Below are 23,802 nucleotides of genomic sequence, written 5' to 3' on the forward strand. Positions count from 1 at the left end.
CCGATGGTACTGCAGGGGGGACCCTGTGGGAGAGTAGGACACCGCCGGACTTCTTCCGTGAAATGGCCACCCAATGCTGGGTGGCCATTTCCCGTTAACACGGTCCACCGCCGACCCGCCACGGCCGGCGGCCTGCTCACAGCAGGTCGCGGCGGTGCACGAGCGCTGCGGCGCCGATGAGGGGGGAGTCGCCCCCGAGCCCAGCCCGAACGACGCGCAGTCGCGCCGCGTAGCCGTTGATCGCGGCCGCGCGCACCGACGCCTCGATCTGGTCGGTGAAGTCGTCGGCGACGAACGAGAAGCCGCCGCCGACGACGGCGAGTTCGAGATCGAGCAGCGTCGCGGCGTTCGCGAGACCCACGCCGATCGCGTGCGCCGAGCGGGCGACCGCCGCGCGCGCCAGGTCGTCGCCGGCCCGGTAGGCGTCGGCGAGCTCTTCGCCGGTCGAGCCGGTCCAGCCCTGCGCGCGCGCCCACGCCACGATGTGCGGGCCCGACGCGAGCTGCTCGACGGTGGATGCCGCGGCATCCCCCTCGATCTCTGTGACGACCACCTGCCCGAGGTGCCCGGCGTTGCCGGACGCCCCTGCCAGCAACCGGCCGCCCGAGATGATGCCGCCGCCGATACCCGTCGACACGACGAACACGATTGCGTCGTCGACCCCCTGCGCCGCTCCGAGCCACGCTTCGGCGAGCGCGATACACGTGCCGTCGAGGCGCAACGTCACGTCAGCGAGCCCCGACTCGCGACGCACGAGGTCGACGAGGGCCAGTCCGTGCACGGCCGGCAGGTTGATCGGCGCCACGGTGCCCGCAGCGAGGTCGATGGGGCCCGCCGAGCCGATCCCTGCGGCGGCGACCTCGGCCCACTCGGGCAGCGCGCGGCACCGCGCGATGACGGATGCCACGGCCCGCTCGAGCACCGCACGGTCGGACGCGGCGGCCGCCCCCGTCGCCTCGCGGGTGCGCGATCCGGCGACGATACGCCCGGTGTCGTCGACGAGTGCCGCTTCGACCTTGGTTCCGCCGAGATCGATCGCCAACGCGAGTGTCATGTGAAAGCCCTTCGAGTCCACCCGGCATTCCCGCGCCGGCATGCTCCTCAGCGTAGTGTCGGCCCCAGCGATCGGCATCCGCCTTTGGCTTCGTCCAAAGCCTGCTGAAGGAACAGCCCATGACCGCCGTCGCCCCCCGCTCCTCGCCCGTCGTCGCAGCCGTCTCGACGATGGGTCCGATCCGTCAGACCTACGCCACGGCCGAAACGTTCCCGCCGGTCGCGCGGGCGTACACCCAGGTTTCGCAAGTGGCCAAAGAACTCGGGCTACTGCGCCGCGCCCCCGTCTTCTACAGCCTCGTCGGCGGCGCGCTCGTGCTCGCCTTCGCCGGCTGCATCGCGGGCTTCGTGCTGCTGGGGCACAGCTGGTTCCAGCTGCTCATCGCCGCGGCGCTCGGCATCGTGCTCACGCAGGTCGCCTTCCTCGCCCACGAAGCCGCGCACCGCCAGATCCTCACCTCCGGCAAGGCCAACGACCGGCTCGCGCGCATCCTCGCCGCGGGCGTCGTCGGCATCAGCTACTCGTGGTGGGACTCGAAGCACTCCCGCCACCACGCCAACCCCAACCGCGTCGGCAAAGACCCCGATATCGAGGTCGACACCGTGTCGTTCCTCGCCGAAGACGCGGCGCAGGCACGAGGCATCCGTCGCTTCATCACGCGGCGGCAGGGCTGGCTCTTCTTTCCGCTCCTCACCCTCGAGGGGCTGAACCTGCACGCCCTCGGCATCCGGCACCTGTTCTCGCGGCAGCCGGTGAAGGGCCGCGGCATCGAACTCGCCCTGATCGGGGTGCGCTTCGCCCTCGTGGCCGGCGCGCTGTTCCTGTTCCTGCCGCTCGGCATGGCGTTCGCGTTCCTCGGCGTGCAGCTCGCCGTCTTCGGCGTATACATGGGCGCGTCGTTCGCGCCCAACCACAAGGGCATGCCGATCATCGCGGAAGGCGCGCGGCTCGACTTCTTCAGCAAGCAGGTGCGCACGTCGCGCAACATCCGCGGTGGCTGGTGGGCGACGATCCTGATGGGCGGGCTCAACTACCAGGTGGAGCACCACCTCTTCCCCAGCATGGCGCGCCCCCACCTGTCGAAGGTGCGCGTGGTCGTGCGGGAGTTCTGCGAGACGCACGACGTGCCCTACACCGAGACGAGCCTGTGGCGCTCGTACGCGATCGTGATCGACTACCTCAACCGGGTCGGCCTCGCGGCACGCGATCCGTTCGACTGCCCGATGGTGGGCCAGTACCGCCGGGCCTGAGCGCCCTGTCGCGACAGATCAGGCGTTGCGCTTCACGACGCGCATGAGCCAGGCGATGATCGCGATGATGAGGATCACCAGACCGATCCACAGCAGGAACTTCGCCGCCTCGACGAAGACGCCGAGAAGGATCAGAACGATGGCGACCACGAGCAGGATGATGGCGAGTGTCATGGTCTGATTCTCTCGCCGCCGTCCGCGCGGCGCCGAGGGGTTGACAGCCGCGACGGCGTCTGTCAACCCCTCGCCCTGCGCCCCGGCATCCGATTCAGTGGATGCACCGGACGACACGCAGGCAGAGGAGACACGAGGGCGCAGCCATGAAGGACATCCTGATCGAGGGCCACCGCATTCTCACGACCGACGACATCGCCGACGCCGTGCTCGCCTATGCGCGTGTGCTGCTCGAACACGGCACCGCCGACATTGTCGAGTTCCCGAGCATCCACGACGGCTCGCCCACCCTGTGCTCGCTGCTCATCGGGGGATCGGGCGTCATGGCGGTCGTCGACGCGCCCGTGGCGCTGTCGGCGCCGGTCGGTGGGGCGGATCTCGCCCTCGACGAGATCATGCGCCGCGCCGAGGCGTTGCGCTGACGGCGGCGGTGCGCTGACAGAGCGCGCCGCGCGGAGGAGAGCCCGCGCGCGGTCGGCGCGGTACGGTAGAAGCGTGGGCAGGTTCAACTACGACGGCAGCGTCAAGGTCGATTTCGACGATCGCGTGCTCGCGCACCTGCAGGTCGTCATCACTCAGAAGCTGCGGCGCGGCGAGCCGTTCCCCTTCACCTGGCGCAACGAGCCGAGCCTCGGCGACGGACGCACCACGGTGTGGCTGCACCCGAACGCGTCGCTCGTGTACAAGTACCACGGCAGCCGTCAGCCGGCACTCAACCGCGCCTGGCTCGAGGCCCTCACCCACGCCGCGAACTCGACCGCCGGGCTGCACATCGTGCCCGAGCCCGAGGGCGCGCCGACCGGCGAGGTCATGACCGGCTGAGCGGATGCCTCGGCTCGGACCCGTACGCGCCGATTCACTCCGAGACTTCGACCGCCTGCGGCGACTCGTCTTCGACACCCTCGGGATCGATGTGCTCGGCGACGAGCGTGATGCCACCCGACGAGTTGGCCGACTGCGCGAGCTCTTCGATCCACGACCGGCTGAGTTCTGACGGCTCGGGGTCGTCGAACACGAAACGCAGCGGGATCGACGGGTGCAGCCAGATCGTCGAGCGCCCGCGTGGCTCGTCGTCGAGGTGCCGCCACGACACCGTGAAGCTCTCGCCGCGGCGCAGCTTGGTCGAGATGACGACCTTCAAGTGTGCGAGCGCGCGGTCTTCGATGTGGATCGGCGTCGCCGACCCGCCGTAGTAGATGGTTCCCACGGGAGCGATTATAAGTCGCCGGCGCCGCTCGTGTGCGTCGCCGTCTTACGTCCTGTTGCGTCGCGTGTCGTGCCGCCTACCAGCGGCAGGGGCGTGGGCCCGACGCTGGAGGGGTGACCCACGTCGTCGATGCTCAAGGCCTCCGGGCGGCGCTCGCCGCCGAGCAGCCGGTGCGCCTGCTCGACGTGCGCTGGCGCCTCGACCAGCCCGAGGGGCGGCCGGCGTATCTCGCCGCGCACCTGCCGGGTGCGGTGTACGTCGATCTCGAACGCGAGCTGTCGCGGGTCGGGCACCCCGAAGACGGGCGCTTTCCCCTGCCGGACCCCGACGCGCTCGAGCGCGCCGCGCGCGGCTGGGGACTCAACGACGGCGACCTTGTCGTCGCCTACGACGACAACGACGGTGTCGCCGCGTCGCGCGCGTGGTGGCTGCTGCGCCGCCACGGCATCGACGTGCGCGTTCTCGACGGAGGCATCCGTGCCTGGGTCGGGCAGGGCTTGCCGATCGAGTCGGGCGACCGCGTCGCCCCCGCCGGCACCGTGCGGCTGCGCGACACGGATGCCACCGCCGCCGGCATCGCCACGATCGACGATGCCGCGCGGGCGCCCGTCGACGGCATCCTCATCGACGTGCGCGCGCCCGATCACTACCGGGGGAGCGCGGCGGGCACCGACCCCGCCGCAGGCCACATCCCGGGCGCCGTGAACGTGCCCACCGTGTCGTACATCGATCGCGAGGGGCGCCTGCGCGGCCCCGACGAGATCCGTGCAGTGCTGCAGGCCGGCGGTGTCGACCCGACCCGCGAGATCGTGCTCTATTGCAGCGTCGGTATCGCCTCGACGCACTCCGCGCTCGCGCTCGCGCAGGCCGGCATCGACGCGCGGGTCTACCCCGGCTCGTGGAGCCAGTGGTCGCGCACCTACGGCCGCCCCGTCGCCGTCGGGCCCACGCCGGGCGACGCCTTTCGCGGCTGGTGACCGCGGGCCGATCGGCCCGGTGGCCCGTGCCGCGGGCATGCGCCGGATGCCTCGGGCTGGGCGTCAGGCCCCCGAGGCCACCGTTGCCGGATGCCAGCCGAAGAGCGGCGCGAGCTCTCCCGCGATGTCGCGGAGGAGCTGCAGGTAGTCGTCGCGCTCGAAGCTGAACGGCAGGGCGAAGGCTACCTCGTCGACCTCGCCGAAGGCGCGGCTTGCGTGCAGGGTGTCGGCGATCTGCGCCGATGTGCCGACGAGATCGGCGGCGAACAGCATGCCGCGCGGCCCCTGCGGTACGCCGACGCGCCCCGCCCGCGACTGCGCGTACGCGCGATACCGCTCGACCTGGCCGGGCGTGGCCGAATCGGTGGGGATCACGACGAGACCCTGCGAGACACGGGCGCGCTCGCCGGCCGGGTGACGGTCGCGGTAGCGGCGGATCTGCGCGTACTGCTCGAGGTCGAAATCGTTCGATCCTGTCGATTCGATGACGCTGCTCGTCAGCAGATGGAAGCCGTGCTCGGCCGCCCAGAGCGTCGAGGCGGGGCTCGCCGCGCCGTACCAGAGCCGCTCGGCGAGACCCGCCGCGTGCGGCTCGATACGTTCGGAGTACTCCTCGATGCCCTCCGTTCCGGCGAAGTCGCTCACCCGTTCGCCCGCGAGGAACCCGCGCAGGCGTTCGAGGCGTTCGTAGCCGAACCGCTCCTGCGCCGCCGTGTCGGGGTAGAGCGCCGGCGCGATCTCGTCGAACCGGCGCGGTGGCCCGACCGAGAACCCCGGCTCGAGCCGCCCGCCCGCGAGCACGTCGACCGTCGCGAGGTCTTCGGCGAGACGGAACGGGTTCTCGAACCCGAGCGGGATCACCGCGGTGCCGAGCCGGATGCGGCTCGTCCGCTGCGACGCCGCGGCGAGCACCGCGACCGGCGACGAGATGCCGTACTGAAGGTGCCGATCGCGCAGCCACGCGCTGTCGAACCCGAGCGACTCGGCGTGCTCGATGATCTCGAGCGTCGCTTCGTGGCCGGCGCGCGGATCGGCCCGGTCGAACAGGCCGATCGTGAGAAAGCCGAGGGAACGCAAGGGGCGGGTCATCGAGGCATCCACTTCACGAAGGCGACGGGCGGGGACGTGCGGTCAGGAGGGTGTGCGCACCGACGCGAACCGGTTGCGCCGGCGCAGCGCGAATCCGAGCCGCTCGTACGCGGCGATCGCTCCGGTGTTAGTCGCCGCGGCGTGCATCAGCGCCCGGTCGCCGCGCTGCTGAATGTGGAAGGCCGCGTCGAGCACGAGCCGCGAGGCGAGGCCCTGCCGGCGGTGCTCGGCGTCGACGGCGACCGCGCTGATCTCGGTCCATCCTTCGGGGTGCAGCCGTTCGCCGGCCATCGCGATGAGCCGGCCGCCGCGATGGATGCCGATGTACCGCCCGAGCTCGTAGGTGCGCGGACGGAACGGGCCCGGCTGATTGCGCGCCACGAGCTGCAGCATGTCGTCGACGTCGCGCGCGTCGAGTTCGACCGCCTCGTCGTCGGGTCGCGGTGACAGCGCCGGGGTCTGCACGAGCTGCACCCCCGCGCCGCTGCCGGTGAACTCCCACCCCGCGGGAACGTCGCCGTCGTAGCCCGAGAGGCCCACCTCGGCGCCCGGGCCGACGAGGTCGAGAAGCGCGTCCCACACGTGCGGGTCGCTCCACGTGCGCACCGCCACGAACGGAGCGACGTCGTCGGGGTAGCGGCGCACCAGGTCGCCGCCGATCGCGAACCGGGCGTGCGGGCCGGTGAGCGAATGCCACGGGGCGTTGTCGAGCGCGCTCTCGTCGCCGCCCGAGAGGGTGCCCCGATCGGTGCCGTCGCCGTTGGTCGGGCGCGAGGCCGTGGGGGCGGAGTGCGACGGCGCGGCGGGAGAGGTCTGGGGCACGGCTCCACTGTCGCCCCGGCATCCACCTTGCGCAATGCGCACCGTCACCGCTCGCAACATCATCTCGCCGCATGACGCTCCGTGTCGTGGCGCGTCTTCCTGTGTCATCGCGGCTTGAGGCCGGATGCCGGCGCGGCGACAGTGGCACGCATGACAGACACCGTGCACCTCGCCCTTGCGCTCGACCGGGCCGGCTGGCACCCCGCCGCCTGGCGCGACCCGTCGGCGACGCCGCATGACCTGACGAGCCCGCGCTACTGGCGCGACCTGCTGCAGACCGCCGATCGGGCGCGGATCGTGCTCGCCACGATCGAAGACGCCCTCGCACTCACCGACCGCTTCGAGCGCGTCGCCGCCCCGGGCGCGGGCGACCCCGCCGGGTCGGACGATGCCGACGGCCTGCGACGCGACCGGGTGCGCGGGCGGCTCGACGCCGTGCTGGTCGCCTCGTACGCGGCTCCGGTGACGCAGCGCATCGGGCTCGTCCCCACCGTCACGACGAGCCACCCCGAGCCCTTCCACGTCGCCACCGGCATCCAGACCCTCGACTTCGCGAGCCGGGGGCGCGCCGGCGTGCGGCTGGTCGCGGGAACGTCGGCGGCCGAGCGCGCCAACTTCGGCCGCCGCACAGGCGGGCCCGACGGGCTGCCCGCCTCGGGCCGCGTCGAAGACGACCCCGCACTGCTCGCGGCGTTCCGCGAAGCGGGCGAGGTGGCCGAGGTGCTCGGGCGCCTGTGGGACTCGTGGGAAGACGACGCGATCGTGCGCGACGCGGCGACCGGCCGCTTTCTCGACGTCGACAAGGTGCACGGTGCCCGCTTCGACGGCGAGTTCTTCTCGGTCGAGGGCGCCTCGATCGTGCCGCGCTCCCCGCAGGGACGGCCGCTGATCACCGTGCTCGCGCACCAGACCGTGCCGTACCGCCTGGCCGCCGAGCACGCCGACCTCGTGTTCGTCACCCCGCACTCCGCCGCCGGCGCGACCGGCATCTTGGCCGAGCTCGACCAGGCATCCGCAGAACTCCGCGGCGACCGCGAGCGCCTGCGCGTGTTCGCCGATCTCGTCGTGCTCATCGAAGAGACCCCCGCCGCCGCCCGCGACGCGGCAACCCGCCTCGACGATCTCGCCGGAGAACCCTTCGCCTCCGACGCCCGCTACGTCGTCGGCACTCCGCAGACCGTCGTCGACGAGATCCGCGCGCTCGCCGCCGCGGGCGTCGACGGGGTGCGCCTGCGGCCGGCCCGCCAGCCGCGCGACGTCGTCGCGATCGCCGAGCGCGTCGTGCCCCTGCTCGATGCCCTCGGCGGCCTGAGCCGCGACGACCGGGTGTCGTTGCGCGGTCGCGTCGGCCTCACCCGCCCCGCCAGCCGCCACACGAGAGAGCGAGTCACCTCATGAGCCGTCCCATCCGTCAGGTGCACCTTGCGGCGCATTTTCCGGGCGTCAACAACGTGACCGTGTGGACCGATCCGCGCTCGGGCAGCCAGATCGACTTCTCGGCATTCGAGTACTTCGGGCGCACGGCCGAGAAGGGCCTGTTCGACTACGTCTTCCTCGCCGAGGGGCTGCGTCTGCGCGAGCACCGCGGCGCCATCCACGCCCTCGACGTCGTCGGCCGCCCGAACACACTCGCCGTGCTCGCCGCGCTCGCCGCCACCACCTCGCACGTCGGTCTCGTCGGCACGCTCAACACGACGTTCAACGAGCCCTACGAGCTGGCGCGCGAGCTCGCGACCCTCGACTGGCTGTCGGGCGGACGCGCAGGCTGGAACGCGGTCACGAGCTCCGACGCGTTCCACGGCGCCAATTTTCGCCGCGGAGGCTATCTCGACCACGCCGACCGCTACACGCGTGCCGCCGAGTTCGCCGAACTGTCGAAGAAGCTGTGGGATTCGTGGCGCGAGGGCGACGTCGTCGCCGATGCCGGGAGCGGGCGGTTCCTGCGCGAGGGCGCGCCGGCCCGTGTGCGCTACGAGGGTGCGCAGTTCGACGTCGACGCGCTGTTCGACGTGCCGCGCTCGCCGCAGGGGCGCCCCGTCATCGTGCAGGCGGGCGACTCGCCCGACGGCCGCGGGTTCGGTGCCGAGCACGCCGAGGTGATCTTCTCTCTGCACACGCAGTTCGACGCCGCGCGCACGTTCTACGACGACGTCAAGGGGCGCCTCGGCGCCTACGGGCGAGACGAGGAGTCGCTGAAGATCCTGCCGGCCGCGACGTTCGTGATCGGCGACACGGATGCCGAGGCGCGCGAGCGCTCGCGCGAGATCGCCCTGCAGCAGGTGCGGCCCGAAACCGCCCTGACCTACCTCGAGCAGGTGTGGGGCAGCGACCTGTCGGGCTACGACCCCGACGGGCCGTTGCCCGAGGTCGCCCCCGACACCGGCGCCGAATCCGATCACGGCTGGGCCAACCGGCACGCCGCGGTGCGCGCGCGCATCGATTCGTTGCGCGAGCTGAGTGAGCGCGAAGGCCTCGGCATCCGTGAACTGGTCATCCGCCTCACCGCGTCGCACACCTTCGTGGGGACGCCCGCGCACATCGCGGCCGAGATCGATCGGTACGTGCAGGAGCGCGCGACCGACGGCTTCACGGTCGTCGGTCACCTCACCCCGCACGGGCTCGACGAGTTCGCCGATCGGGTCGTGCCGCTGCTGCAGGAGCGCGGCTCGTACCGCACCGGCTACGAGCAGGGCGAGACCCTGCGCGACCTGCTCGGTCTGCCCGCGCCGCGAGTGGCCGAGGCCGCCGTCGGCGCGCGATGACCACGCGCCTGATCGTCGTCGGGGCGGGCCCGCGCGCGTTCATGCTCGTCGAGCGGATCGTCGCGCGGCTTCCTTCGCCCGCGACCGGCGGCGAGGTGGGTGCGCCCGACCTCGAGATCGACCTGTTCGATCCTCACCCGGCCGGGGCGGGCCGCATCTGGCGGCGCGCGCAGTCGCCGCTGCTGAAGCTCAACTCGATGGCGCAAGACGTCACGGTGTTCACCGACGAATCGTGCACGATCGAGGGTCCGATCGCTCCCGGTCCGTCGCTGATCGCGTGGGCGCAGTCATGGCGGCAGGGCGAGCTGCCAGGTATCGAGATCGATGACGAGCTCGCCGCCGCCGAGGCACGGGGGCTTCGCCCCGACAGCTTTCCCACGCGGCGGCTGCACAGCTTCTACCTCGACTGGTTCGCGCAGCGCGTGATCGCGTCTGCTCCCGCGGGGGTCGCGATCCGCGTGCACGCCGACACGGTCGCGGCCGTGCGGGCGAGCGCGGACCCGTGCGGCGACGGCCCGCACAGCGTAGGCCCGAGCGGCGCGGCCTGGACGGTCGCGCTCGCGTCGGGGACCGAGCGCGACGCGGATGTCGTCGTCTACGCGCTCGGTCACAACGGCCGCACGCCCGACGCGGCCACGGCGGGCCTCACCGCCGGTGCGCACCGCGAGGGGCTGGTCTACGTCGGGCCCGACTTCACGGCCGATGTCGATCTCACCGGCATCCCGGAAGAGGGCGACGTGATCGTGCGGGGCATGGGGCTCGCCGCCGTCGACCTCGTCGTGCTGCTCACCCAGGGCCGCGGCGGACGGTTCGTCGAGACGCCGGCGACGACCGACCGCCCCGCGGGCCTGCGCTATCTGCCGTCGGGCCGCGAGCCGCGCCTGCACCTGGGGTCGCGGCGCGGGGTGCCGTACCGCTCGAAGGTCTCGTCGACGATCCAGGGCGAACCGCCGCGCCGCGACGTGCTCACGCCCGAGGCGATCGCGGCGCTTCTCGCTCGACCCGAACCGCTCGACTTCGAGCGGGATGCCTGGCCGCTCATCGCCGCCGAGCTGTTGCACGGCCACTACCGGGAGCTCTTCACCGGGCACCCGGAGCGTGTCACCGGCACCTGGCCCGAGGCGAAAGCGCTGCTGCAGACCTACGCCTGGGACGACCCGCGCTTGCGCACCGCGCTCGACGCGCTCGTGCCCGACCCGCTCGACCGGTTCGACGTCGCGGCGCTCGACCGCCCGTTCGCCCGCGACTCGTTCGCGAGCCGAGACGCCGCGCACGAGGCCGTGCGAGCGCACATCATCGACGATCTCGAGCTGCGCACGAGCCAGGACCGCAGCCCCGCGCAGGGGGTGTTCTTCGCGGCTCTGCTGTCGTTCCTGGCTCTCAGCGAGGTCCCCGCCGCGCGCTGGAACGCGCGCTCGCGCGCCGAGTCGCTGCCCGGCCGCTGGCACACCTTCTTCAGCTACGTCGCCAGCGGACCGCCCGCGCACCGCCTGCACGAGCTGCTCGCCCTCGCCGACGCCGGCATCGTGCGATTCCTCGGCCCCGATGTCGACGTGCGCATCGCGGCGGGGGCCGGTTTCGAGGCATCCAGCCCCCGCACGGCGGGCACGACGGCCGCCCGCACGCTGGTGGATGCCTGGCTGCCCGGCGCCAGCGCCGCCGAAAGCGACAATCCGGCGCTGCGCCAGCTCGCGACCGAGCTGGGCGGCGAACTGCGCGTGCGCGACGATGACTTCGACGGGGCGATCGGGCGCGTGCTCGTCGACTTCGAGGGCCGGGTCATCGGCCCGGGCGACGCCCCGCACGAGAGCCTCTTCGCGCTCGGCCCCTTCACCTCGCAGCCCGAGGGCGGCGCGTTCACGCGCCCCGGCATCGACGCGCTGTCGTTCCGCCAGACCGACCGTATCGCCGCCGCCGTCACGGCGCGCCTGGGACTGCCGGTCGCCCAGCTGTCCTGAAGCGGGCGCTGGGGCAAGCGGGTCGGGCGCGTGGCTGTCACGCCTCGGCGCGGTCGGCCTCGACGAGCGGCTTCGCGAAGCACTGCGAGAACGCGAAGGCGCGGTACGGCTCGAAGGTCGGGGTCGGCGCGTAGCCGGCCTTCTCGTAGAGCGCGACGGCGTCGTGCTGGCGGTCGCCCGTCTGCAGGATCAGTCGCGCGGCGCCGCGCTCGGCCCCGATCTGCTCGAGCGCGGCGAGAAGGGCCCTGCTCGCCCCGAGGCCGCGCGCGTGCGGCTGCACGAAGAAGCGCTTGATCTCGAGATCGCGGGTGCCGTCGTGCGCGAGGTCGCGCAGCGCCGCGTGACCCACGGCGCGCCCGCGCGCGTCGCGCGCGAGGAGCGTCGCGACGATCGTGTCAGGGTCGATCGAGAACGCGCGTTCGGCCTCATCGACATCCTCTTCGGTGGATGCCTCACTGAACCGGTCGGCGTAGCGGGGGCCCACCTCGCGGTCCATCTGCTCGCGCAGCCGCTCGGCGTCGGGATCGTCCCACGGCACGCGCTCGACCTGCCACGAGACCGCACCGGCGGGGGAGCCGACCGGCTCCGGGGCATCCACCTCGGCCGGCGCCACGTCGTAACCGAACGCGAACAGCTCGATGAACCGCCCCGGCTGCACCTCGAAGCGACCCTCGCGCTCGGGCAGGCGGTCGAAGCCGAGGCCCGCGTAGAGCGCGTGCGCGCCGGTCATCTCGGGTCCGCTGTTCATGACCACGCGGTGCGAGCCGCGCTCGCGCGCGAGGGCGATCACGTGCCGCGTGAGTGCCTGACCGATGCCGCGTCCGCGAGCTGCGGGTGCGACGGCGAGCTGGCGGAAGTCGGTCTCGCCGGACCGGGCGACGTCGGGGTTCAGGGGCCGGTTCGGCCGCGACACCCAGACGGTGCCGACGATCTCGCCCGCCTCATCGACGGCGACCCACACGTCGCCGACGAGCACGCGCGCCGCGACATCGCGCAGCGACGCGAGGTACTCGTCGCTGAGTTCGCCGTAGCTCGACACGTAGGCATCCGCCGTCACTTCGCCGGCGCGCGCGTACTCCTCGGTGCGGACGAGCCGGATCGTGAGGGCCGGGGTGGTGAGGCCGTCGGTCGCCGGGCTGTCGGTGCCGAGGGCGGCGGGGGCGGTGGTGTCTGACATCGGGTGCTCCTGGGCGGGTCGGGCATGAGTGCCGGCCGGGTCCGCGAGTGCGGGCCCGGCCGGCGATGTGTGTGGGATGGTGTGTCAGGACTTGGGCAGGCCCTGCGGGTTGACCTCGCTGGTGTCGACGCCCTCCTGCTCGAGGCCCCAGATCTTCAGCACTTCGCCGTACTGCCCGCCCGTGATGAGGGCGTTGAGCGCGATCTGCACGGGCTCGATGAGTCCGTTGCCCTTGGCCGTCGCCGCCGCGATGTTCGCGGTGAGCGGCCAGCCGCCGGGCACGGTACCGACGAGCTTGGTGTCGCCGGTCTCACGGGCGGCCCAGGCCGCTGTGGCGTTCGGGCCGAACGTCGCGTCGGCGCGGCCCGACTGGATCGCGAGGGTCGCCGCCGCATTGTCATCGTAATAGACGAGCTCGGCGGGGGCCTTGCCCTCGCTCTCGAGCTGCTTGTTCCACGTCAGCAGCACCTGCTCTTGATTGGTGCCCGAGCCGACGATGATCTTGAGGCCCGAGATGTCTTCGGGGCCCTCGATCTTGCTGATCGAGCTGTCGGAGCGCACATAGAAGCCGAGCAGGTCTTCGCGGTAGCTCGCGAAGTCGTAGAGCTCTTTGCGCTCCTCGGTGACGGTCACGTTCGAGGTGATCAGGTCGTACTTTCCCGACTGGATGCCGAGGGGCCAGTCGGCCCACGCGACGACGACCGGGTTGTAGGTCAGGCCGAGCGCCTCGGCGATGAGCGAGCCGATGTTCGGCTCGGTGCCGGCCGGCAGCGTCTCACCCTCGGGGATGTAGGCGAGCGGCGGCTGGTACGCGGCGACCGCGACGGTGAGCTTTCCGGGCTCGACGGGGGTGAACCCGCTCTTCTTGAGCGCGTCGACCGCCTCGGCGACGGGCTCGTCGAGGTGCACCCACTGGATGTCTCCGGTGGCGACGTTCGCCTCGGAGGCGGTGGGTGCGGGCTCTGCAGCCTGGGCGGAGCCGTTGAGGCTGACGGCGGTGACGATGCCGCCGACGATCGCGGCGACCGCGACGACGGCGACGCCGAGGGCGATGCCCTGCTTCTTGCTGATGGCCATTGCTGTGGTCTTTCTGTTCGGGTGAGGGTGAGGGTGAGGGTGAGGGTCAGGGTGAGGGTCAGGGTGTCGGGAACGGGCGGAAGGGTCGGTCGATGGATGCCGCGGCTCAGGCGAGCACTTTGGCGAGGAACTCCTGCACGCGCGGGTGCGTCGGGCGCACGAGCACCTCGCTCGGCGGCCCCTGCTCGATGACCTCGCCGCCGTCGATGAAGACGATGCGGTCGGCGACCTCGCGGGCGAATCCGATCTCGTGCGTCACGATGACGAGGGTCGTGCCGAGCTGGGCGAGGTCGCGGATCACGTCGAGCACTTCGCCGACGAGTTCGGGATCGAGGGCGCTCGTCGGTTCGTCGAAGAGCAGCACCTTGGGCTTGAGCGCGAGGGCGCGGGCGATAGCGACGCGCTGCTGCTGACCGCCGGAGAGCTGGCGGGGGTAGTGGTCGGCCTTGTCGCCGAGCCCCACCCGGTCGAGAAGACCCAGCGCCAGCTCGCGGGCGTCGTCTTTTGACAGCCGCTCGAGCGCGAGCGGGGCTTCGGTGATGTTCTCGAGCGCGGTGAGGTGCGGGAAGAGGTTGAAGTTCTGAAAGACGATGCCGACCTGGGTGCGGCGTTCGAGCACTTGCTTCTCGCGCAGCTCGTAGAGTTTGCCGCCGCGCTGCTCGTAGCCGATCAGCTGGCCGTCGACGGCCACCGAGCCGGCGTCGACCGTCTCGAGATGGTTGATGGTGCGCAGCAGCGTCGACTTGCCCGAACCGCTCGCACCGAGGATCGCGACGACCTCGCCGGGCGCGATCGTGAGGTCGATGCCCCGCAGCACCTCGACGCCGCCGTAGCTCTTGTGCACGCCGCGGATCTCGACGAGGCCCGTCGTGCTCTCGGTGAGGGTCATGACTGTGCTCCTGTGGTTGTCGTCGTTGCGGTCGGCGTCGCGGATGCCGCGGGGGTCTTCTCGCCGTCGCCGAGGCGTGCCCACTGGATCGAGACCCAGTGCCGAGCGCGCTGCAGCGGGGTTGGTGGCAGCACCCGCACGGTGCCGCGGGCGTAGTACCGCTCGATGTAGTACTGCGCGATGGAGAGGATCGTGGTGATGATCGTGTACCAGACCACCGCGACCAGCAGCAGCGGGATCACGCGGCTGTTGCGGTTGTAGATCACCTGCACGGCGTAGAAGAGCTCGGGGATCGCGATCACGAACAGTACCGAGGTGCCCTTCACGAGCCCGATGACCTCGTTGGTCGCGTTGGGCACGATCGAGCGCATCGCCTGCGGCAGCACGATGCGGGTGAGGCGGCGCCGCGGCGGAATGCCGAGCGAGGCGGCCGCCTCGAGCTGGCCCTGGTCGACCGACAGCAGGCCGCCGCGGATGATCTCGGCCGAGTAGGCGGCCTGGTGCAGGCTCAGGCCCAGCACGCCCGCCGCGAAGGCCGAGATGAGCTGCACGGTGGGGAACTCGACGAGCCAGAAGTCGGTCGTGAAGGGGGTGCCGAGCCCGAGCGTCGGGTACAGGTAGCCGAGGTTGTACCAGACCACCAGCTGCACCACGAGGGGCACCGAGCGGAAGAACCAGATGTACAGCCACGCCGCGCTGTTCAGGAGCGGCGACTTCGCGAGCCGGGCCAGGGCGAGCAGCGTGCCGAGGACGAACCCGATCGCCGCCGACACCGCGGTGAACACGAGGGTGAGGCCGACGCCCTGCAGCACGGGCGGCGAGAAGAAGTAGTGCGCGAAGACATCCCACTCGTAGTTCTCGTTGGTCACGAGTGACCACACGAACTGCGCGAGCACGAACACGATGATCGCGGCGAGGGTCCAGCGGAACCAGTGCTTCTGGCGCACGACCGGCAGCGTGCCGAAGTCGGCGTGCACGGATGCCGGGGCGGTGGCCTCGGCGCTCGTGCGCGGCAGGGTGTCGGTCATGGGGTCTCCAGCGGTCGGAAGGGGCGGCGGTCGAAGGTGCCGATTGCCCGAACGTAGAGAGCCGGTCGGGGCGCGGCAATGCGGCGTCGTCACCTCGCGTGATGCGCCGTAGCGCGGCGTCACATGGAGCAACGCAGAGCAATCCGGCGACCCGTTGCGCCGCTTCGCGCGCCCGAGCGCCTACGGTGTGAGGCATGTCTGAGACCTCTGCCGATGCACAGCCCGCCTACGACGCTCCCCTGATCACGCCCGAAGAGGCGGCCGCCCGCTTCGCGAACGGTGCCGTCGTGATCGACGTGCGCAGCGACGCCGGTCGTGCGCAGGACGGGACGATCCCCGGGTCGATCCGTGCCGACCGCAACGCCCTCGATGCGCAGTTCCTGCTCGATTCGCCCGAGAAGCTCGCCGAGATCACCGAGTGGGATCAGGACATCGTCATCGTGTGCGGCTCGATCCGCGGTTCGGGCCCCGTCGCCGAGCAGTTGCGCCAGAAGGGCTTCACGAACGTCGCCCACGTCGAGGGCGGCTTTCCCGCCTGGCGCGACGCGGGCGCACCCTCCGAGCGCTGATCGGCGCGAGCGCTCGCGCCGCTGGGGCGCGGGCGCTCAGCCGATGCGCGAGTGGTCGCCGAGGCGGTGCCACTGGCGGTTGTGGTAGACGAGCGCTCCGGCCTCGTCGCCGTCGTCGGCACTCGCGTCGCGGGTGATCGAGCCCTGCACGGCCTGTGCCGCGATCACGGTCGAGGCACCGGCATCCATGCGGCTGATCACGGCGCACCGCGCCCACGCGCGCACGCCGTGGAAGACCGGCTCGCCCGTCGTGAGGCTCGACCAGGTGTCGCGATCGGCGAAGCGGTCGACGCCGCTCGTGGCGCCCAGGCGCGCGATGTCGAGGTCGTCGGCGTCGAGCAGGTGCACGACGAGCGACTGCGCCGTGCGCAGGGTGGGCGTCGCCGACGAGAGGCTCGAGATCGAGAAGATGAGAAGCGGCGGGTCGACCGACACCGACGACACCGACGATGCGGTGAGCGCGACGGGGCCGTCGTCGCCGACGGCGGTGATGACCGCGACGCCCGCCGGGTGACCGCGGAAGAACGCCTTGAACGCGTCGGCCGACATGCCCTGGGTGCCGTCGTCGATCGACGGGGTGCCCGGGAGGAGGTGCGGCTGCGGGGTGCTCATGTCACTCGACGTTAGGGAGATCCGCGCGCGCTCGCGCGCCGCGTCGCAACATGGCGACATGCGGCGCGGCGGCCCGGGCGGCGCGCCGGGCTTGGTCAGCGCGCCGCGGCCTGCAGGGCCCGGTCGAGGTCGGCGATGAGGTCGTCCACCGTCTCGATGCCCACCGACAGCCGGATGAGCCCGTCGGTGATGCCGAGGCGCTCGCGCTCGGCGGCAGAGAACGAGACGTGGGTCGTGGTCGCCGGGTGCAGGGCCATCGAGCGCACATCGCCGATGTTCGTCATGCGGCTGATCAGCTGCAACGCGTCGAAGAAGCGTTCCGCGCCCGCCCGCCCGCCGCGCACCGTGAACGCGAAGACCGATCCTGCATGCCCACCGAAGCGCTCCTGCGCGATGCGGTGGTAGGGGCTCGAGGGCAGACCGGCGTAGTCGACGCTCTCGACGACGGGGTGCTCGGCGAGCCACCGCGCGATCGCGTCGGCGTTGGCGAGATGCTGGCGCATGCGCAGCGAGAGGGTCTCGATGCCCTGCTGCAGCAGGAACGAGTTCACCGGCGAGAGCGCCGCGCCCAGGTCGTTGACGATGCCGAAGCGCATGTAGGCCTCGAGCGCGCGCTTTCCGTACGCCTGCGCGTATGAGGGCTTGCCCGGCGCGACGGGGGCGGTGAGGCCCGGGTAGGCCCGCGGCGAGCCCTCCCAGTCGAACGAGCCGCCGTCGACAATGACCCCCGATAGGGCCGCGCCGTGCCCGGTGAGGAACTTCGTCGACGAGTGCACACGACGTCGGCTCCGTGCTCGAAGGGCCGGATGAGGTAGGGCGTCGCGACCGTGTTGTCGACGATGAGCGGGATGCCGTGGGCCCGGGCGATCTGCGAGACGGCGGCGACGTCGACGAGGTCGTTCTTCGGGTTCGGGATCGTCTCGACGAAGATCGCCTTCGTCTCGGGCCGGATCAGCCGTTCCCACTCGTCGCGGTCGGCCGGGTCGCGCACGTAGTCGGCGTGAACGCCGAGACGCGCGAACGTGCGGTCGAAGAGGATGCGCGTGCCGCTGTAGATGCTCGCGGTCGAGAGGATGTGCTCGCCCGCCCCGGCGAGCCCGAGCAGCAGCGCCGTGATCGCGGCCTGACCCGAACCCACGACGATCGCGCCCGTGCCGCCCTCGAGCGAGGCGATGCGGCGCTCCGCGACCTGGTGGGTCGGATTGAGGTTGCGCGAATACAGCTGCCCCTCGTCGGCGCCGGTGAAGCGCGCTTCGGCCTGGGCGAAGTCGTCGAAGAGGTACGCCGCCGTCAGGTAGATCGGCGTGATGCGTGCGTTGTGGTTGCGCTCTTCGGCTTCGCCCGCGTGCACCTGCCGGGTGTCGAAGCCGAACTCGTCGGGGTTCGTGCTCACTCCCACAGATTAGGGCGGGCGGCGAAGTGTTACGGAGTCGGCGTAACACTTCGAGGCATCCGGCCGCCTCGGGTTACGGTGGGGGCGTGTTGCTGACCTGTCGCTGTTGTCGCTGAGCCTGCCCGGCTCTTCTCGACGACCCCGACAACCCGCCGCCTTCCACGCGCCCTTTCGGCTTTTCTCGCCGGCGCCGCGGCCCCACCACAGGACACCCTCATGCGTTACGTCTCGCACATCGCCGACCTCGTCGGAAACACCCCGCTCGTCCGACTGAACCACGTCGCTGCGGGCACCCGCGCGACGGTGCTCGCGAAAGTTGAATACCTCAACCCCGGCGGGTCGGCGAAAGACCGCATCGCCTCGCGGATCATCGATGCCGCCGAGGCATCCGGCGCCCTCCGCCCCGGCGGCACGATCGTCGAACCGACCAGCGGCAACACCGGCGTCGGGCTCGCCCTGGTCGCCCTGCAGCGCGGGTACCGCATGATCTTCGTCGTGCCCGACAAGTTCACGGGAGAGAAGACGGCGGTGCTCCGCGCGTACGGCGCCGAGGTCGTCCAGGTGCCCGCGAACGTGCCGCCCGACCACCCCGACTCGTACTACAGCGTGTCGGACCGGCTCGCGCGCGAGATCCCCGGCGCGTCCAAGCCCAACCAGTTCGCGAACCCGAACGGTCCGCGCGCGCACTACGAGACGACCGGGCCCGAGATCTGGCGCGACACCGACGGGCGCGTCACCCACTTCGTCGCCGGCATCGGCACGGGCGGCACGATCAGCGGCACGGGCCGTTTTCTGAAGGATGCCACGGCGGGCGAGGCCGTCATCGTGGGCGCCGACCCCGAGGGCTCGATCTACTCCGGCGGCCCGATCCACTCCTACGCGGTGGAGGGCGTCGGCGAAGACTTCTACCCCGACACGTTCGACCCCTCGGTCGTCGACCGCTACGAACGGGTGTCCGACGCCGAGAGCTTCGCCATGACCCGCCGTCTCGCCCGCGAAGAGGGCCTTCTGGTCGGCGGATCGTCGGGCATGGCGGTCGTCGCGGCGCTCCGCGTCGCGCAGGGCCTCGGCGAAGACGACGTCGTCGTGGTGCTGCTGCCCGACCACGGCCGGGGCTACCTCTCGCGGCTGTACGACGACGCGTGGCTCGACGCCCGTGGCATCCAGCTCGACACCGACGCTGTCACCGACCCCATCGCCGAAGGAGCACGCTCATGACCAGCCACACCGCCCGCGGGTTCGCGAGCCTCGCCGTGCACGCCGGGCAGGAGCCCGACGGCGCCACCGGCGCCGTCATCCCGCCGGTGCATTTCTCGACGACGTATGCCCAAGACGGCATCGGCGGGCTGCGCGGCGGATACGAGTACGGGCGCAGCGGAAATCCGACGCGCACCGCGCTGCAGGCCCAGCTCGCCGCGATCGAGGGCGGGGCGCACGCGTTCTCGTTCGCGTCGGGGCTCGCCGCCGAAGACACGCTGCTGCGCGCCGCGCTCGCACCCGGCGACGAGGTGCTGCTCGGCAGCGACGTCTACGGCGGCACCTACCGGCTGCTCGCCCGGGTGCTCGGGCCGTGGGGCGTGCGCCTGCGCGTCGTCGACATGAGCGATCTCGACGCCGTGCGCGCCGCCGTCGAGGCCGCGCCGCCGCAGATCGTCTGGGTCGAGACGCCGTCGAACCCGCTGCTGCGGATCACCGACATCGCCGGCCTCGCCGAGATCGGGCACGCGGTCGGCGCCCTCGTCGTCGTCGACAACACGTTCGCGACGCCGGCGCTGCAGCAGCCCCTCGCCCTCGGCGCCGACGTCGTCGTGCACTCGACCACCAAATACCTCGGCGGGCATTCCGACGTCGTCGGGGGCGCGCTCATCGTGAACGACGACGCGCTCGCCGAGAAGATCGGCTTTCTGCAGTACGCGGTCGGTGCCGTGTCGGGTCCGCTCGACGCGTGGCTCACGACGCGGGGCATCAAGACCCTCGCCGTGCGCATGCAGCGGCACAGCGAGAACGCCGCGGCGGTGGCCGCATTCCTCGAGGGGCATGAACGCGTCGCGCGCGTGTACTACCCGGGCCTCTCCTCGCACCCGGGCCACGCGCTCGCGGCGCGGCAGATGTCGGGGTTCGGCGGCATCGTGTCGGTCGCGCTCGAATCGGGCGAGGCGGCGCGGCGCTTCGCTGAATCCACGCGTCTGTTCACTCTCGCCGAGTCGCTCGGCGGCGTCGAGTCGCTCGTCAACTACCCGGATGCCATGACCCACGCCTCGGTCCGTGGCACCGAGGCCGCGGTGCCCGTCGAGGTCGTGCGCCTCTCGGTGGGCATCGAAGACGAGGCCGACCTTCTCGCCGACGTGGAGCAGGCGCTCGCGCGCTGACGGGGGCGGCCAAGGTTTCTCGGGGAAGGGGAACGCGCCGGCGGCGGAGAACGCAGCGCGCCTCTAGCGTGGAGGCATGAGCGACAAGGCAGGGTGGGCCGTTCTCGGCGCCGGCGGAATCAGCAGCGACTTCTTGCGGGCGCTGCCGGCGGCGCAGCTCGGCACGCTGCGGGCGGTCGGCGCGCGCGACGCGGCTCGCGCCCGGGCGTTCGCAGACGAGTTCGCCGCCGACTTTCCCGGAGCGGCGGCGGGCACGTACGACGAGGTGCTCGCCCGTGACGACGTCGATGCTGTGTACATCGGCACGGTGCACACGTCGCATCGCGAGCTGAGTCTCGGCGCGCTCGCCGCGGGCAAGGCTGTGCTGTGCGAGAAGCCCCTCGGCATCGACGTGGCCGAGACCGAAGAGGTCCTCGACGCGGCGGAGGCCGCCGGGCGGCCCCTCGTCGAGGCCTTCAAGTACCGGTTCGGGCCGTTCCCCGACCTGATGCGCGAGCTCGTCGCGGGCGGCGACCTGGGCGAGATCGTCGAGGTCGAGGCATCCATCGGCTTCGCGGCCGACCGCGGCATCGCGCGCCTCTTCGACCCGGCGCTGGCCGGCGGCGCCCTGCTCGACGCCGGCTGCTACCCGGTGTCGTTCGCGGTGGGGGTGGCCGCGTGGGTCGGGCGGCTCGAGGCATCCATACCGACCGTCGTGAGTGCGACGGGCGTGATCGGTGAGACGGGCGTCGATGAGGATGCCTCGGCGACCCTCGACCTCGGCGGCATCCGCGCGCACGTGCAGACCTCGATCACGCGCGCGCTGCCGCGCACGGCGGTCATCCGTGGCACGCGGGGCGAACTCGAGATCCCGAACGTGTGGGGCAGCCGCGTCGCCTCGACCGACGCGGCCGTGCTGCGCCGCCCCGGCCGGCCCGACGAGCACCTGCACACCGCGACGGTCAGCCCGATGGCCGCCGAAGCCGACGCGACGATCGCGGCACTGCGCAGCGGCCGCACCGAGGTGCCCGAGATGCCCTGGACCGACACCCGCGCCACCGCCGCCCTGCTCGCGCAGTGGCGCGCCGCGCTGGGGTGAGCGCGCGACGCTGAGGCGCCGGCGCGCGGGATTCGATGGCGCAGCTCGTCGCTTCAGGTGCCTCGAACCGGCCAGATGCGCCATCGTTTCCGGGGGCGCGCGGCATCGCCGGCCCCGCCCAACGCCTCAGACCCCGACCCGGCCTCAGACCCCGACCCCGACGCCGCAGGGCGCGCGCGGCGCCGCTCGCGCCAGGCGGCGACCTCGGCCTCGACATCACGCGTGGGCGTGACGACGGGCGGCCCGCCCTGCAACTGCCGCCGCGCGTCGATCACGCGCCGGTTGAAGTCGTCGACGTACTCGCGCACGTCGCTCTCGCGGGTCAGCGCATCGACGCGCGCGGCGAACTCGGCGTGCTCGCCGCGCAGCAGCAGCGCGGGCGGGCCGAGCCCGGTGAGCTGCTCCGACTGGATCTTGCGGCGGATCCACCAGTCCGGATCATGATGATCGACGAGGCCTTCGAGGGGCTTGCCCGCTCCCGGCAAATCGTCGAACTCCCCGCGCCGGATCGCCTGCTGGATCGCCGTCTCGACATACAGCGCCCGCTCGTGCGCATTCCGCGCGGGTGGGGCGGCGGGCACCGCAGCCGGCGGGGTGGATGCCTCGGCATCCGCTTCTCGTGACGCGGCGCCCGCCTCGGCATCCGCACCCTCGTCGTCCGCGGCGATGCGGGCCATCCGGTAGCGTGCCGCCTCGAGGCGCGGGTCTTCGCTCATGGCTCCAGGCTATGACGTGACCGCGGCCGCGGGGTGGGGAGCTCGTGGCGGACTTGTCGGCGCATCTGGTCGCTATCGCGTCAGGTGACGACCATACGCGCCGACAAAACCCCGACCGGATCAGACCGCGCGGATCGAGGGCTGCCGTGGTCCGTGCAGTTGGCTGTGCAGGCGTTCCATGCGGGCGTCGAGCAGGGCCGCCGAATCGGCCGCCTCTTTCAGCTCGGCGAGTAGCCCGTCGGGCACGACGCCGGCGTATTTGTAGTAGATCTTGTGCTCGAGGCTCGCCCAGAAATCCATCGCGATGGTGCGGAACTGCACCTCGACGGCGACGTCGACGCGGCCGGACGAGAGGAACACGGGCACCTCGACGATGACGTGCAGGCTCTGATATCCGTTGCGCTTGGGCTCGGCGATGTAGTCCTTGACCTCGCGCACCGCGATGTCGTCTTGCGCCGTGAGGAGGTCGAAAAGGCGGTAGGCGTCTTTCGTGAAACTCGTCGTGACGCGGATGCCGGCGATGTCGGTGATCCCGGCGCGAATGGCGTCGAACGTCGGCTCGATGCCCTTGCGACCGAGCTTGTCGACGATGCTGTCGGCCGTCTTGACGCGGCTCGAGACGTGCTCGATCGGGTTGTATTCGTGCATCAGCAAGAACTCGTCGCGCAAGATGCCGAGCTTGGTTTCGACCTCGCGCAGCCCGAACTGGTACTCCAGCAGAAACCGCTGGAACTCGTCGCGCATCGCGCGCAGCTGGTCGGGGGAGAAGGTCGACACCCCGTCGCCGGTCACGACAGACAAGGGTTCAGCCGAGGCATCCATGCCTTCGACCGTACCCACGACGTCTTGGGGAGCGCTGTGGATGCCGGTACCGCTCGCCGCGAGCGGGCGATACCTTCAGGGGATGAAGCCCGTGACCGTCGCCGTGCTGGGAGGTCTCGCCATCGTGCTCTACGCCGCCGTCGCGGCGCTGCAGATTCTCGTCTGGAACCCGCTCGCGGCGGTACCGGGCGCGAGCCTCGTCGAGATCTCGGGCCATCTCGACGACACCGGTGAGGCGTTCAGCCCCTGGTCGGTGCTGGCGACGCTTCTCGTCGGGCCGGTGCTCGCGCTGGCGTTGGTCGTGATCGCCGCGCTCGGCCGTCTCTCGGCGGTCTGGTGCGGTGCGGCGGTGTGCGCCGTGATCGCCGCCGGGGCGCTGGGCTACTTCGGGGCGGCCTTCATTCCGGGCATGTCGTTGGCGGATGCCTATGGCATCAGCGGCGGCGACCACGCGCCCGGTGGTCTGGTGCTCTGCGCGGTCAGCGCCGTCGCGGCCGCGGGGGCGATCGTCTTCGCGGTCGTCGCGGCCCGGCGCGGTGCGCGCGGTGCGGGAGCGGGCGCGGGCGTCGGCGCGGGCGGGGCGGGGGCCCCGGCGGGGAACCGCCCCCCCCCCCCCCCCCCCGCGGGGGGGGCCGGGGGGGCCGCCGCCGGGGCGGCCCCCCCCCCCCCCACGCCGATGGCTGTCGCAGGCTTGGCGATGGGGGCGCGCGCGCAGGTGTTCCCGCCGCAGGGCTTCGCGCGCCGCGCCCGCCTGCGGCCGCGAGGCGCGGTGACCGCAT

24 protein-coding genes and 1 pseudogene are annotated in these 23,802 nt (G+C 71.9%); 12 read left to right on the forward strand and 13 right to left on the reverse strand.

Going from position 1 to position 23,802, the window contains the following annotated elements:
* Window positions 1–136: 136 nt before the first annotated feature.
* Complete coding sequence (locus tag G3N18_RS12170) at window positions 137–1,054, reverse strand: ROK family protein (RefSeq protein ID WP_196384555.1); 918 nt, start codon at window positions 1,052–1,054, stop codon at window positions 137–139.
* 119 nt (window positions 1,055–1,173) lie between these two features.
* Between G3N18_RS12170 and G3N18_RS12175 the strand changes: the two genes are divergently transcribed.
* Window positions 1,174–2,304, forward strand: a complete 1,131-nt coding sequence (locus G3N18_RS12175; protein ID WP_196384556.1) for a fatty acid desaturase family protein — start codon at window positions 1,174–1,176, stop codon at window positions 2,302–2,304.
* An 18-nt stretch (window positions 2,305–2,322) separates the two neighbouring features.
* Here G3N18_RS12175 and G3N18_RS12180 read toward each other — a convergent pair whose 3' ends face one another.
* Window positions 2,323–2,478: a hypothetical protein gene (locus G3N18_RS12180; RefSeq protein WP_170214286.1), complete on the reverse strand. Its 156-nt coding sequence runs from the start codon at window positions 2,476–2,478 to the stop codon at window positions 2,323–2,325.
* Between the two features lie 146 nt (window positions 2,479–2,624).
* Between G3N18_RS12180 and G3N18_RS12185 the strand changes: the two genes are divergently transcribed.
* Window positions 2,625–2,900 carry a hypothetical protein gene (locus tag G3N18_RS12185; RefSeq protein WP_196384557.1) on the forward strand — a complete coding sequence of 92 codons (276 nt, stop codon included), beginning with the start codon at window positions 2,625–2,627 and terminating at the stop codon, window positions 2,898–2,900.
* A 73-nt stretch (window positions 2,901–2,973) separates the two neighbouring features.
* Window positions 2,974–3,300, forward strand: coding sequence for a DUF7882 family protein (locus G3N18_RS12190; RefSeq protein ID WP_196384558.1), 327 nt, complete (start codon window positions 2,974–2,976; stop codon window positions 3,298–3,300).
* A gap of 34 nt (window positions 3,301–3,334) precedes the next feature.
* Here the strand turns inward: G3N18_RS12190 and G3N18_RS12195 are convergent, their stop codons facing one another.
* Complete coding sequence (locus G3N18_RS12195) at window positions 3,335–3,685, reverse strand: DUF7882 family protein (protein WP_196384559.1); 351 nt, start codon at window positions 3,683–3,685, stop codon at window positions 3,335–3,337.
* A gap of 113 nt (window positions 3,686–3,798) precedes the next feature.
* Between G3N18_RS12195 and G3N18_RS12200 the strand changes: the two genes are divergently transcribed.
* The gene (locus G3N18_RS12200) at window positions 3,799–4,662 is read left to right on the forward strand and encodes a rhodanese-like domain-containing protein (protein WP_196384560.1); all 864 of its coding nucleotides are present in this window, start codon (window positions 3,799–3,801) and stop codon (window positions 4,660–4,662) included.
* A 63-nt stretch (window positions 4,663–4,725) separates the two neighbouring features.
* On the opposite strand, the gene G3N18_RS12205 is transcribed toward G3N18_RS12200, so the two are convergent.
* Together G3N18_RS12205 and G3N18_RS12210 are read right to left on the reverse strand one after the other, a co-directional pair.
* Window positions 4,726–5,751 (reverse strand): LLM class flavin-dependent oxidoreductase, encoded by a 1,026-nt coding sequence (locus G3N18_RS12205; RefSeq protein ID WP_196384561.1) that lies wholly within the window; start codon window positions 5,749–5,751, stop codon window positions 4,726–4,728.
* Between the two features lie 42 nt (window positions 5,752–5,793).
* Window positions 5,794–6,573 (reverse strand): GNAT family N-acetyltransferase, encoded by a 780-nt coding sequence (locus tag G3N18_RS12210; protein WP_420827097.1) that lies wholly within the window; start codon window positions 6,571–6,573, stop codon window positions 5,794–5,796.
* Window positions 6,574–6,723: 150 nt separating this feature from the next.
* Between G3N18_RS12210 and G3N18_RS12215 the strand changes: the two genes are divergently transcribed.
* From G3N18_RS12215 to G3N18_RS12225, 3 genes are read left to right on the forward strand one after another with little or no spacing between them, the layout of a single operon-like run.
* Window positions 6,724–7,971: an LLM class flavin-dependent oxidoreductase gene (locus G3N18_RS12215; protein ID WP_196384562.1), complete on the forward strand. Its 1,248-nt coding sequence runs from the start codon at window positions 6,724–6,726 to the stop codon at window positions 7,969–7,971.
* On the forward strand, window positions 7,968–9,335 hold the full coding sequence (locus G3N18_RS12220) for an NtaA/DmoA family FMN-dependent monooxygenase (protein WP_196384563.1): 1,368 nt from the start codon (window positions 7,968–7,970) through the stop codon (window positions 9,333–9,335). Before G3N18_RS12215 ends, G3N18_RS12220 begins: the two co-directional genes overlap by 4 nt.
* Complete coding sequence (locus G3N18_RS12225) at window positions 9,332–11,293, forward strand: FAD/NAD(P)-binding protein (RefSeq protein ID WP_196384564.1); 1,962 nt, start codon at window positions 9,332–9,334, stop codon at window positions 11,291–11,293. Before G3N18_RS12220 ends, G3N18_RS12225 begins: the two co-directional genes overlap by 4 nt.
* A gap of 37 nt (window positions 11,294–11,330) precedes the next feature.
* Here the strand turns inward: G3N18_RS12225 and G3N18_RS15885 are convergent, their stop codons facing one another.
* The 4 genes from G3N18_RS15885 to G3N18_RS12250 form a co-directional block, all read right to left on the reverse strand.
* Window positions 11,331–12,470, reverse strand: a complete 1,140-nt coding sequence (locus G3N18_RS15885) for a GNAT family N-acetyltransferase (protein ID WP_206693205.1) — start codon at window positions 12,468–12,470, stop codon at window positions 11,331–11,333.
* Between the two features lie 84 nt (window positions 12,471–12,554).
* A complete protein-coding gene (locus G3N18_RS12240) occupies window positions 12,555–13,547 on the reverse strand; it encodes an ABC transporter substrate-binding protein (RefSeq protein WP_196384565.1) in 993 nt (330 codons plus the stop codon).
* A 106-nt stretch (window positions 13,548–13,653) separates the two neighbouring features.
* Window positions 13,654–14,436 carry an amino acid ABC transporter ATP-binding protein gene (locus tag G3N18_RS12245; protein WP_196384566.1) on the reverse strand — a complete coding sequence of 261 codons (783 nt, stop codon included), beginning with the start codon at window positions 14,434–14,436 and terminating at the stop codon, window positions 13,654–13,656.
* The gene (locus tag G3N18_RS12250; protein ID WP_196384567.1) at window positions 14,433–15,464 is read right to left on the reverse strand and encodes an amino acid ABC transporter permease; all 1,032 of its coding nucleotides are present in this window, start codon (window positions 15,462–15,464) and stop codon (window positions 14,433–14,435) included. The genes G3N18_RS12245 and G3N18_RS12250 overlap by 4 nt, the downstream gene beginning before the upstream one ends.
* Before the next feature lie 194 nt (window positions 15,465–15,658).
* On the opposite strand from G3N18_RS12250, the gene G3N18_RS12255 reads away from it, so the two are divergent.
* Window positions 15,659–16,033, forward strand: a complete 375-nt coding sequence (locus G3N18_RS12255; RefSeq protein ID WP_196384568.1) for a rhodanese-like domain-containing protein — start codon at window positions 15,659–15,661, stop codon at window positions 16,031–16,033.
* 36 nt (window positions 16,034–16,069) lie between these two features.
* Here the strand turns inward: G3N18_RS12255 and G3N18_RS12260 are convergent, their stop codons facing one another.
* Window positions 16,070–16,582 (reverse strand): flavin reductase family protein, encoded by a 513-nt coding sequence (locus G3N18_RS12260; protein WP_196384576.1) that lies wholly within the window; start codon window positions 16,580–16,582, stop codon window positions 16,070–16,072.
* A 158-nt stretch (window positions 16,583–16,740) separates the two neighbouring features.
* Window positions 16,741–18,044: pseudogene (locus tag G3N18_RS12265) on the reverse strand (O-acetylhomoserine aminocarboxypropyltransferase/cysteine synthase family protein).
* A gap of 210 nt (window positions 18,045–18,254) precedes the next feature.
* Here G3N18_RS12265 and G3N18_RS12270 point away from each other — a divergent pair.
* The 3 genes from G3N18_RS12270 (at window position 18,255) to G3N18_RS12280 (ending at window position 21,485) form a co-directional block, all read left to right on the forward strand.
* Entirely contained in the window at window positions 18,255–19,256 is a 1,002-nt protein-coding gene (locus G3N18_RS12270) for a pyridoxal-phosphate dependent enzyme (protein WP_196384569.1), read from the forward strand.
* Window positions 19,253–20,407, forward strand: a complete 1,155-nt coding sequence (locus G3N18_RS12275) for a cystathionine gamma-synthase (RefSeq protein WP_196384570.1) — start codon at window positions 19,253–19,255, stop codon at window positions 20,405–20,407. The genes G3N18_RS12270 and G3N18_RS12275 overlap by 4 nt, the downstream gene beginning before the upstream one ends.
* Window positions 20,408–20,483: 76 nt before the next feature.
* Window positions 20,484–21,485: a Gfo/Idh/MocA family protein gene (locus G3N18_RS12280; RefSeq protein ID WP_196384571.1), complete on the forward strand. Its 1,002-nt coding sequence runs from the start codon at window positions 20,484–20,486 to the stop codon at window positions 21,483–21,485.
* Between the two features lie 53 nt (window positions 21,486–21,538).
* Here the strand turns inward: G3N18_RS12280 and G3N18_RS12285 are convergent, their stop codons facing one another.
* A complete protein-coding gene (locus G3N18_RS12285; RefSeq protein WP_196384572.1) occupies window positions 21,539–22,201 on the reverse strand; it encodes a DnaJ family domain-containing protein in 663 nt (220 codons plus the stop codon).
* 120 nt (window positions 22,202–22,321) lie between these two features.
* A complete protein-coding gene (locus G3N18_RS12290) occupies window positions 22,322–23,023 on the reverse strand; it encodes a GTP pyrophosphokinase (protein WP_196384577.1) in 702 nt (233 codons plus the stop codon).
* Window positions 23,024–23,105: 82 nt separating this feature from the next.
* On the opposite strand from G3N18_RS12290, the gene G3N18_RS12295 reads away from it, so the two are divergent.
* A partial coding sequence (locus G3N18_RS12295) for a hypothetical protein (protein ID WP_196384573.1) occupies window positions 23,106–23,802 on the forward strand: 697 nt, incomplete at its 3' end.

It is taken from the genome of Microbacterium paulum, assembly GCF_015707995.1.
Lineage (GTDB): Bacteria > Actinomycetota > Actinomycetes > Actinomycetales > Microbacteriaceae > Microbacterium > Microbacterium paulum.

What these genes read in the sequence shown, in the direction of transcription:
- G3N18_RS12170 (WP_196384555.1), bottom strand. Translation starts at nt 1,054, where the DNA reads ATGACACTCGCGTTGGCGATCGATCTCGGCGGAACCAAGGTCGAAGCG.
- G3N18_RS12175 (WP_196384556.1), top strand. Translation starts at nt 1,174, where the DNA reads ATGACCGCCGTCGCCCCCCGCTCCTCGCCCGTCGTCGCAGCCGTCTCG.
- G3N18_RS12180 (WP_170214286.1), bottom strand. Translation starts at nt 2,478, where the DNA reads ATGACACTCGCCATCATCCTGCTCGTGGTCGCCATCGTTCTGATCCTT.
- G3N18_RS12185 (WP_196384557.1), top strand. Translation starts at nt 2,625, where the DNA reads ATGAAGGACATCCTGATCGAGGGCCACCGCATTCTCACGACCGACGAC.
- G3N18_RS12205 (WP_196384561.1), bottom strand. Translation starts at nt 5,751, where the DNA reads ATGACCCGCCCCTTGCGTTCCCTCGGCTTTCTCACGATCGGCCTGTTC.
- G3N18_RS12215 (WP_196384562.1), top strand. Translation starts at nt 6,724, where the DNA reads ATGACAGACACCGTGCACCTCGCCCTTGCGCTCGACCGGGCCGGCTGG.
- G3N18_RS12220 (WP_196384563.1), top strand. Translation starts at nt 7,968, where the DNA reads ATGAGCCGTCCCATCCGTCAGGTGCACCTTGCGGCGCATTTTCCGGGC.
- G3N18_RS12225 (WP_196384564.1), top strand. Translation starts at nt 9,332, where the DNA reads ATGACCACGCGCCTGATCGTCGTCGGGGCGGGCCCGCGCGCGTTCATG.
- G3N18_RS15885 (WP_206693205.1), bottom strand. Translation starts at nt 12,470, where the DNA reads ATGTCAGACACCACCGCCCCCGCCGCCCTCGGCACCGACAGCCCGGCG.
- G3N18_RS12240 (WP_196384565.1), bottom strand. Translation starts at nt 13,547, where the DNA reads ATGGCCATCAGCAAGAAGCAGGGCATCGCCCTCGGCGTCGCCGTCGTC.
- G3N18_RS12245 (WP_196384566.1), bottom strand. Translation starts at nt 14,436, where the DNA reads ATGACCCTCACCGAGAGCACGACGGGCCTCGTCGAGATCCGCGGCGTG.
- G3N18_RS12250 (WP_196384567.1), bottom strand. Translation starts at nt 15,464, where the DNA reads ATGACCGACACCCTGCCGCGCACGAGCGCCGAGGCCACCGCCCCGGCA.
- G3N18_RS12255 (WP_196384568.1), top strand. Translation starts at nt 15,659, where the DNA reads ATGTCTGAGACCTCTGCCGATGCACAGCCCGCCTACGACGCTCCCCTG.
- G3N18_RS12260 (WP_196384576.1), bottom strand. Translation starts at nt 16,582, where the DNA reads ATGTCGGCCGACGCGTTCAAGGCGTTCTTCCGCGGTCACCCGGCGGGC.
- G3N18_RS12270 (WP_196384569.1), top strand. Translation starts at nt 18,255, where the DNA reads ATGCGTTACGTCTCGCACATCGCCGACCTCGTCGGAAACACCCCGCTC.
- G3N18_RS12275 (WP_196384570.1), top strand. Translation starts at nt 19,253, where the DNA reads ATGACCAGCCACACCGCCCGCGGGTTCGCGAGCCTCGCCGTGCACGCC.
- G3N18_RS12280 (WP_196384571.1), top strand. Translation starts at nt 20,484, where the DNA reads ATGAGCGACAAGGCAGGGTGGGCCGTTCTCGGCGCCGGCGGAATCAGC.
- G3N18_RS12285 (WP_196384572.1), bottom strand. Translation starts at nt 22,201, where the DNA reads ATGAGCGAAGACCCGCGCCTCGAGGCGGCACGCTACCGGATGGCCCGC.
- G3N18_RS12290 (WP_196384577.1), bottom strand. Translation starts at nt 23,023, where the DNA reads ATGGATGCCTCGGCTGAACCCTTGTCTGTCGTGACCGGCGACGGGGTG.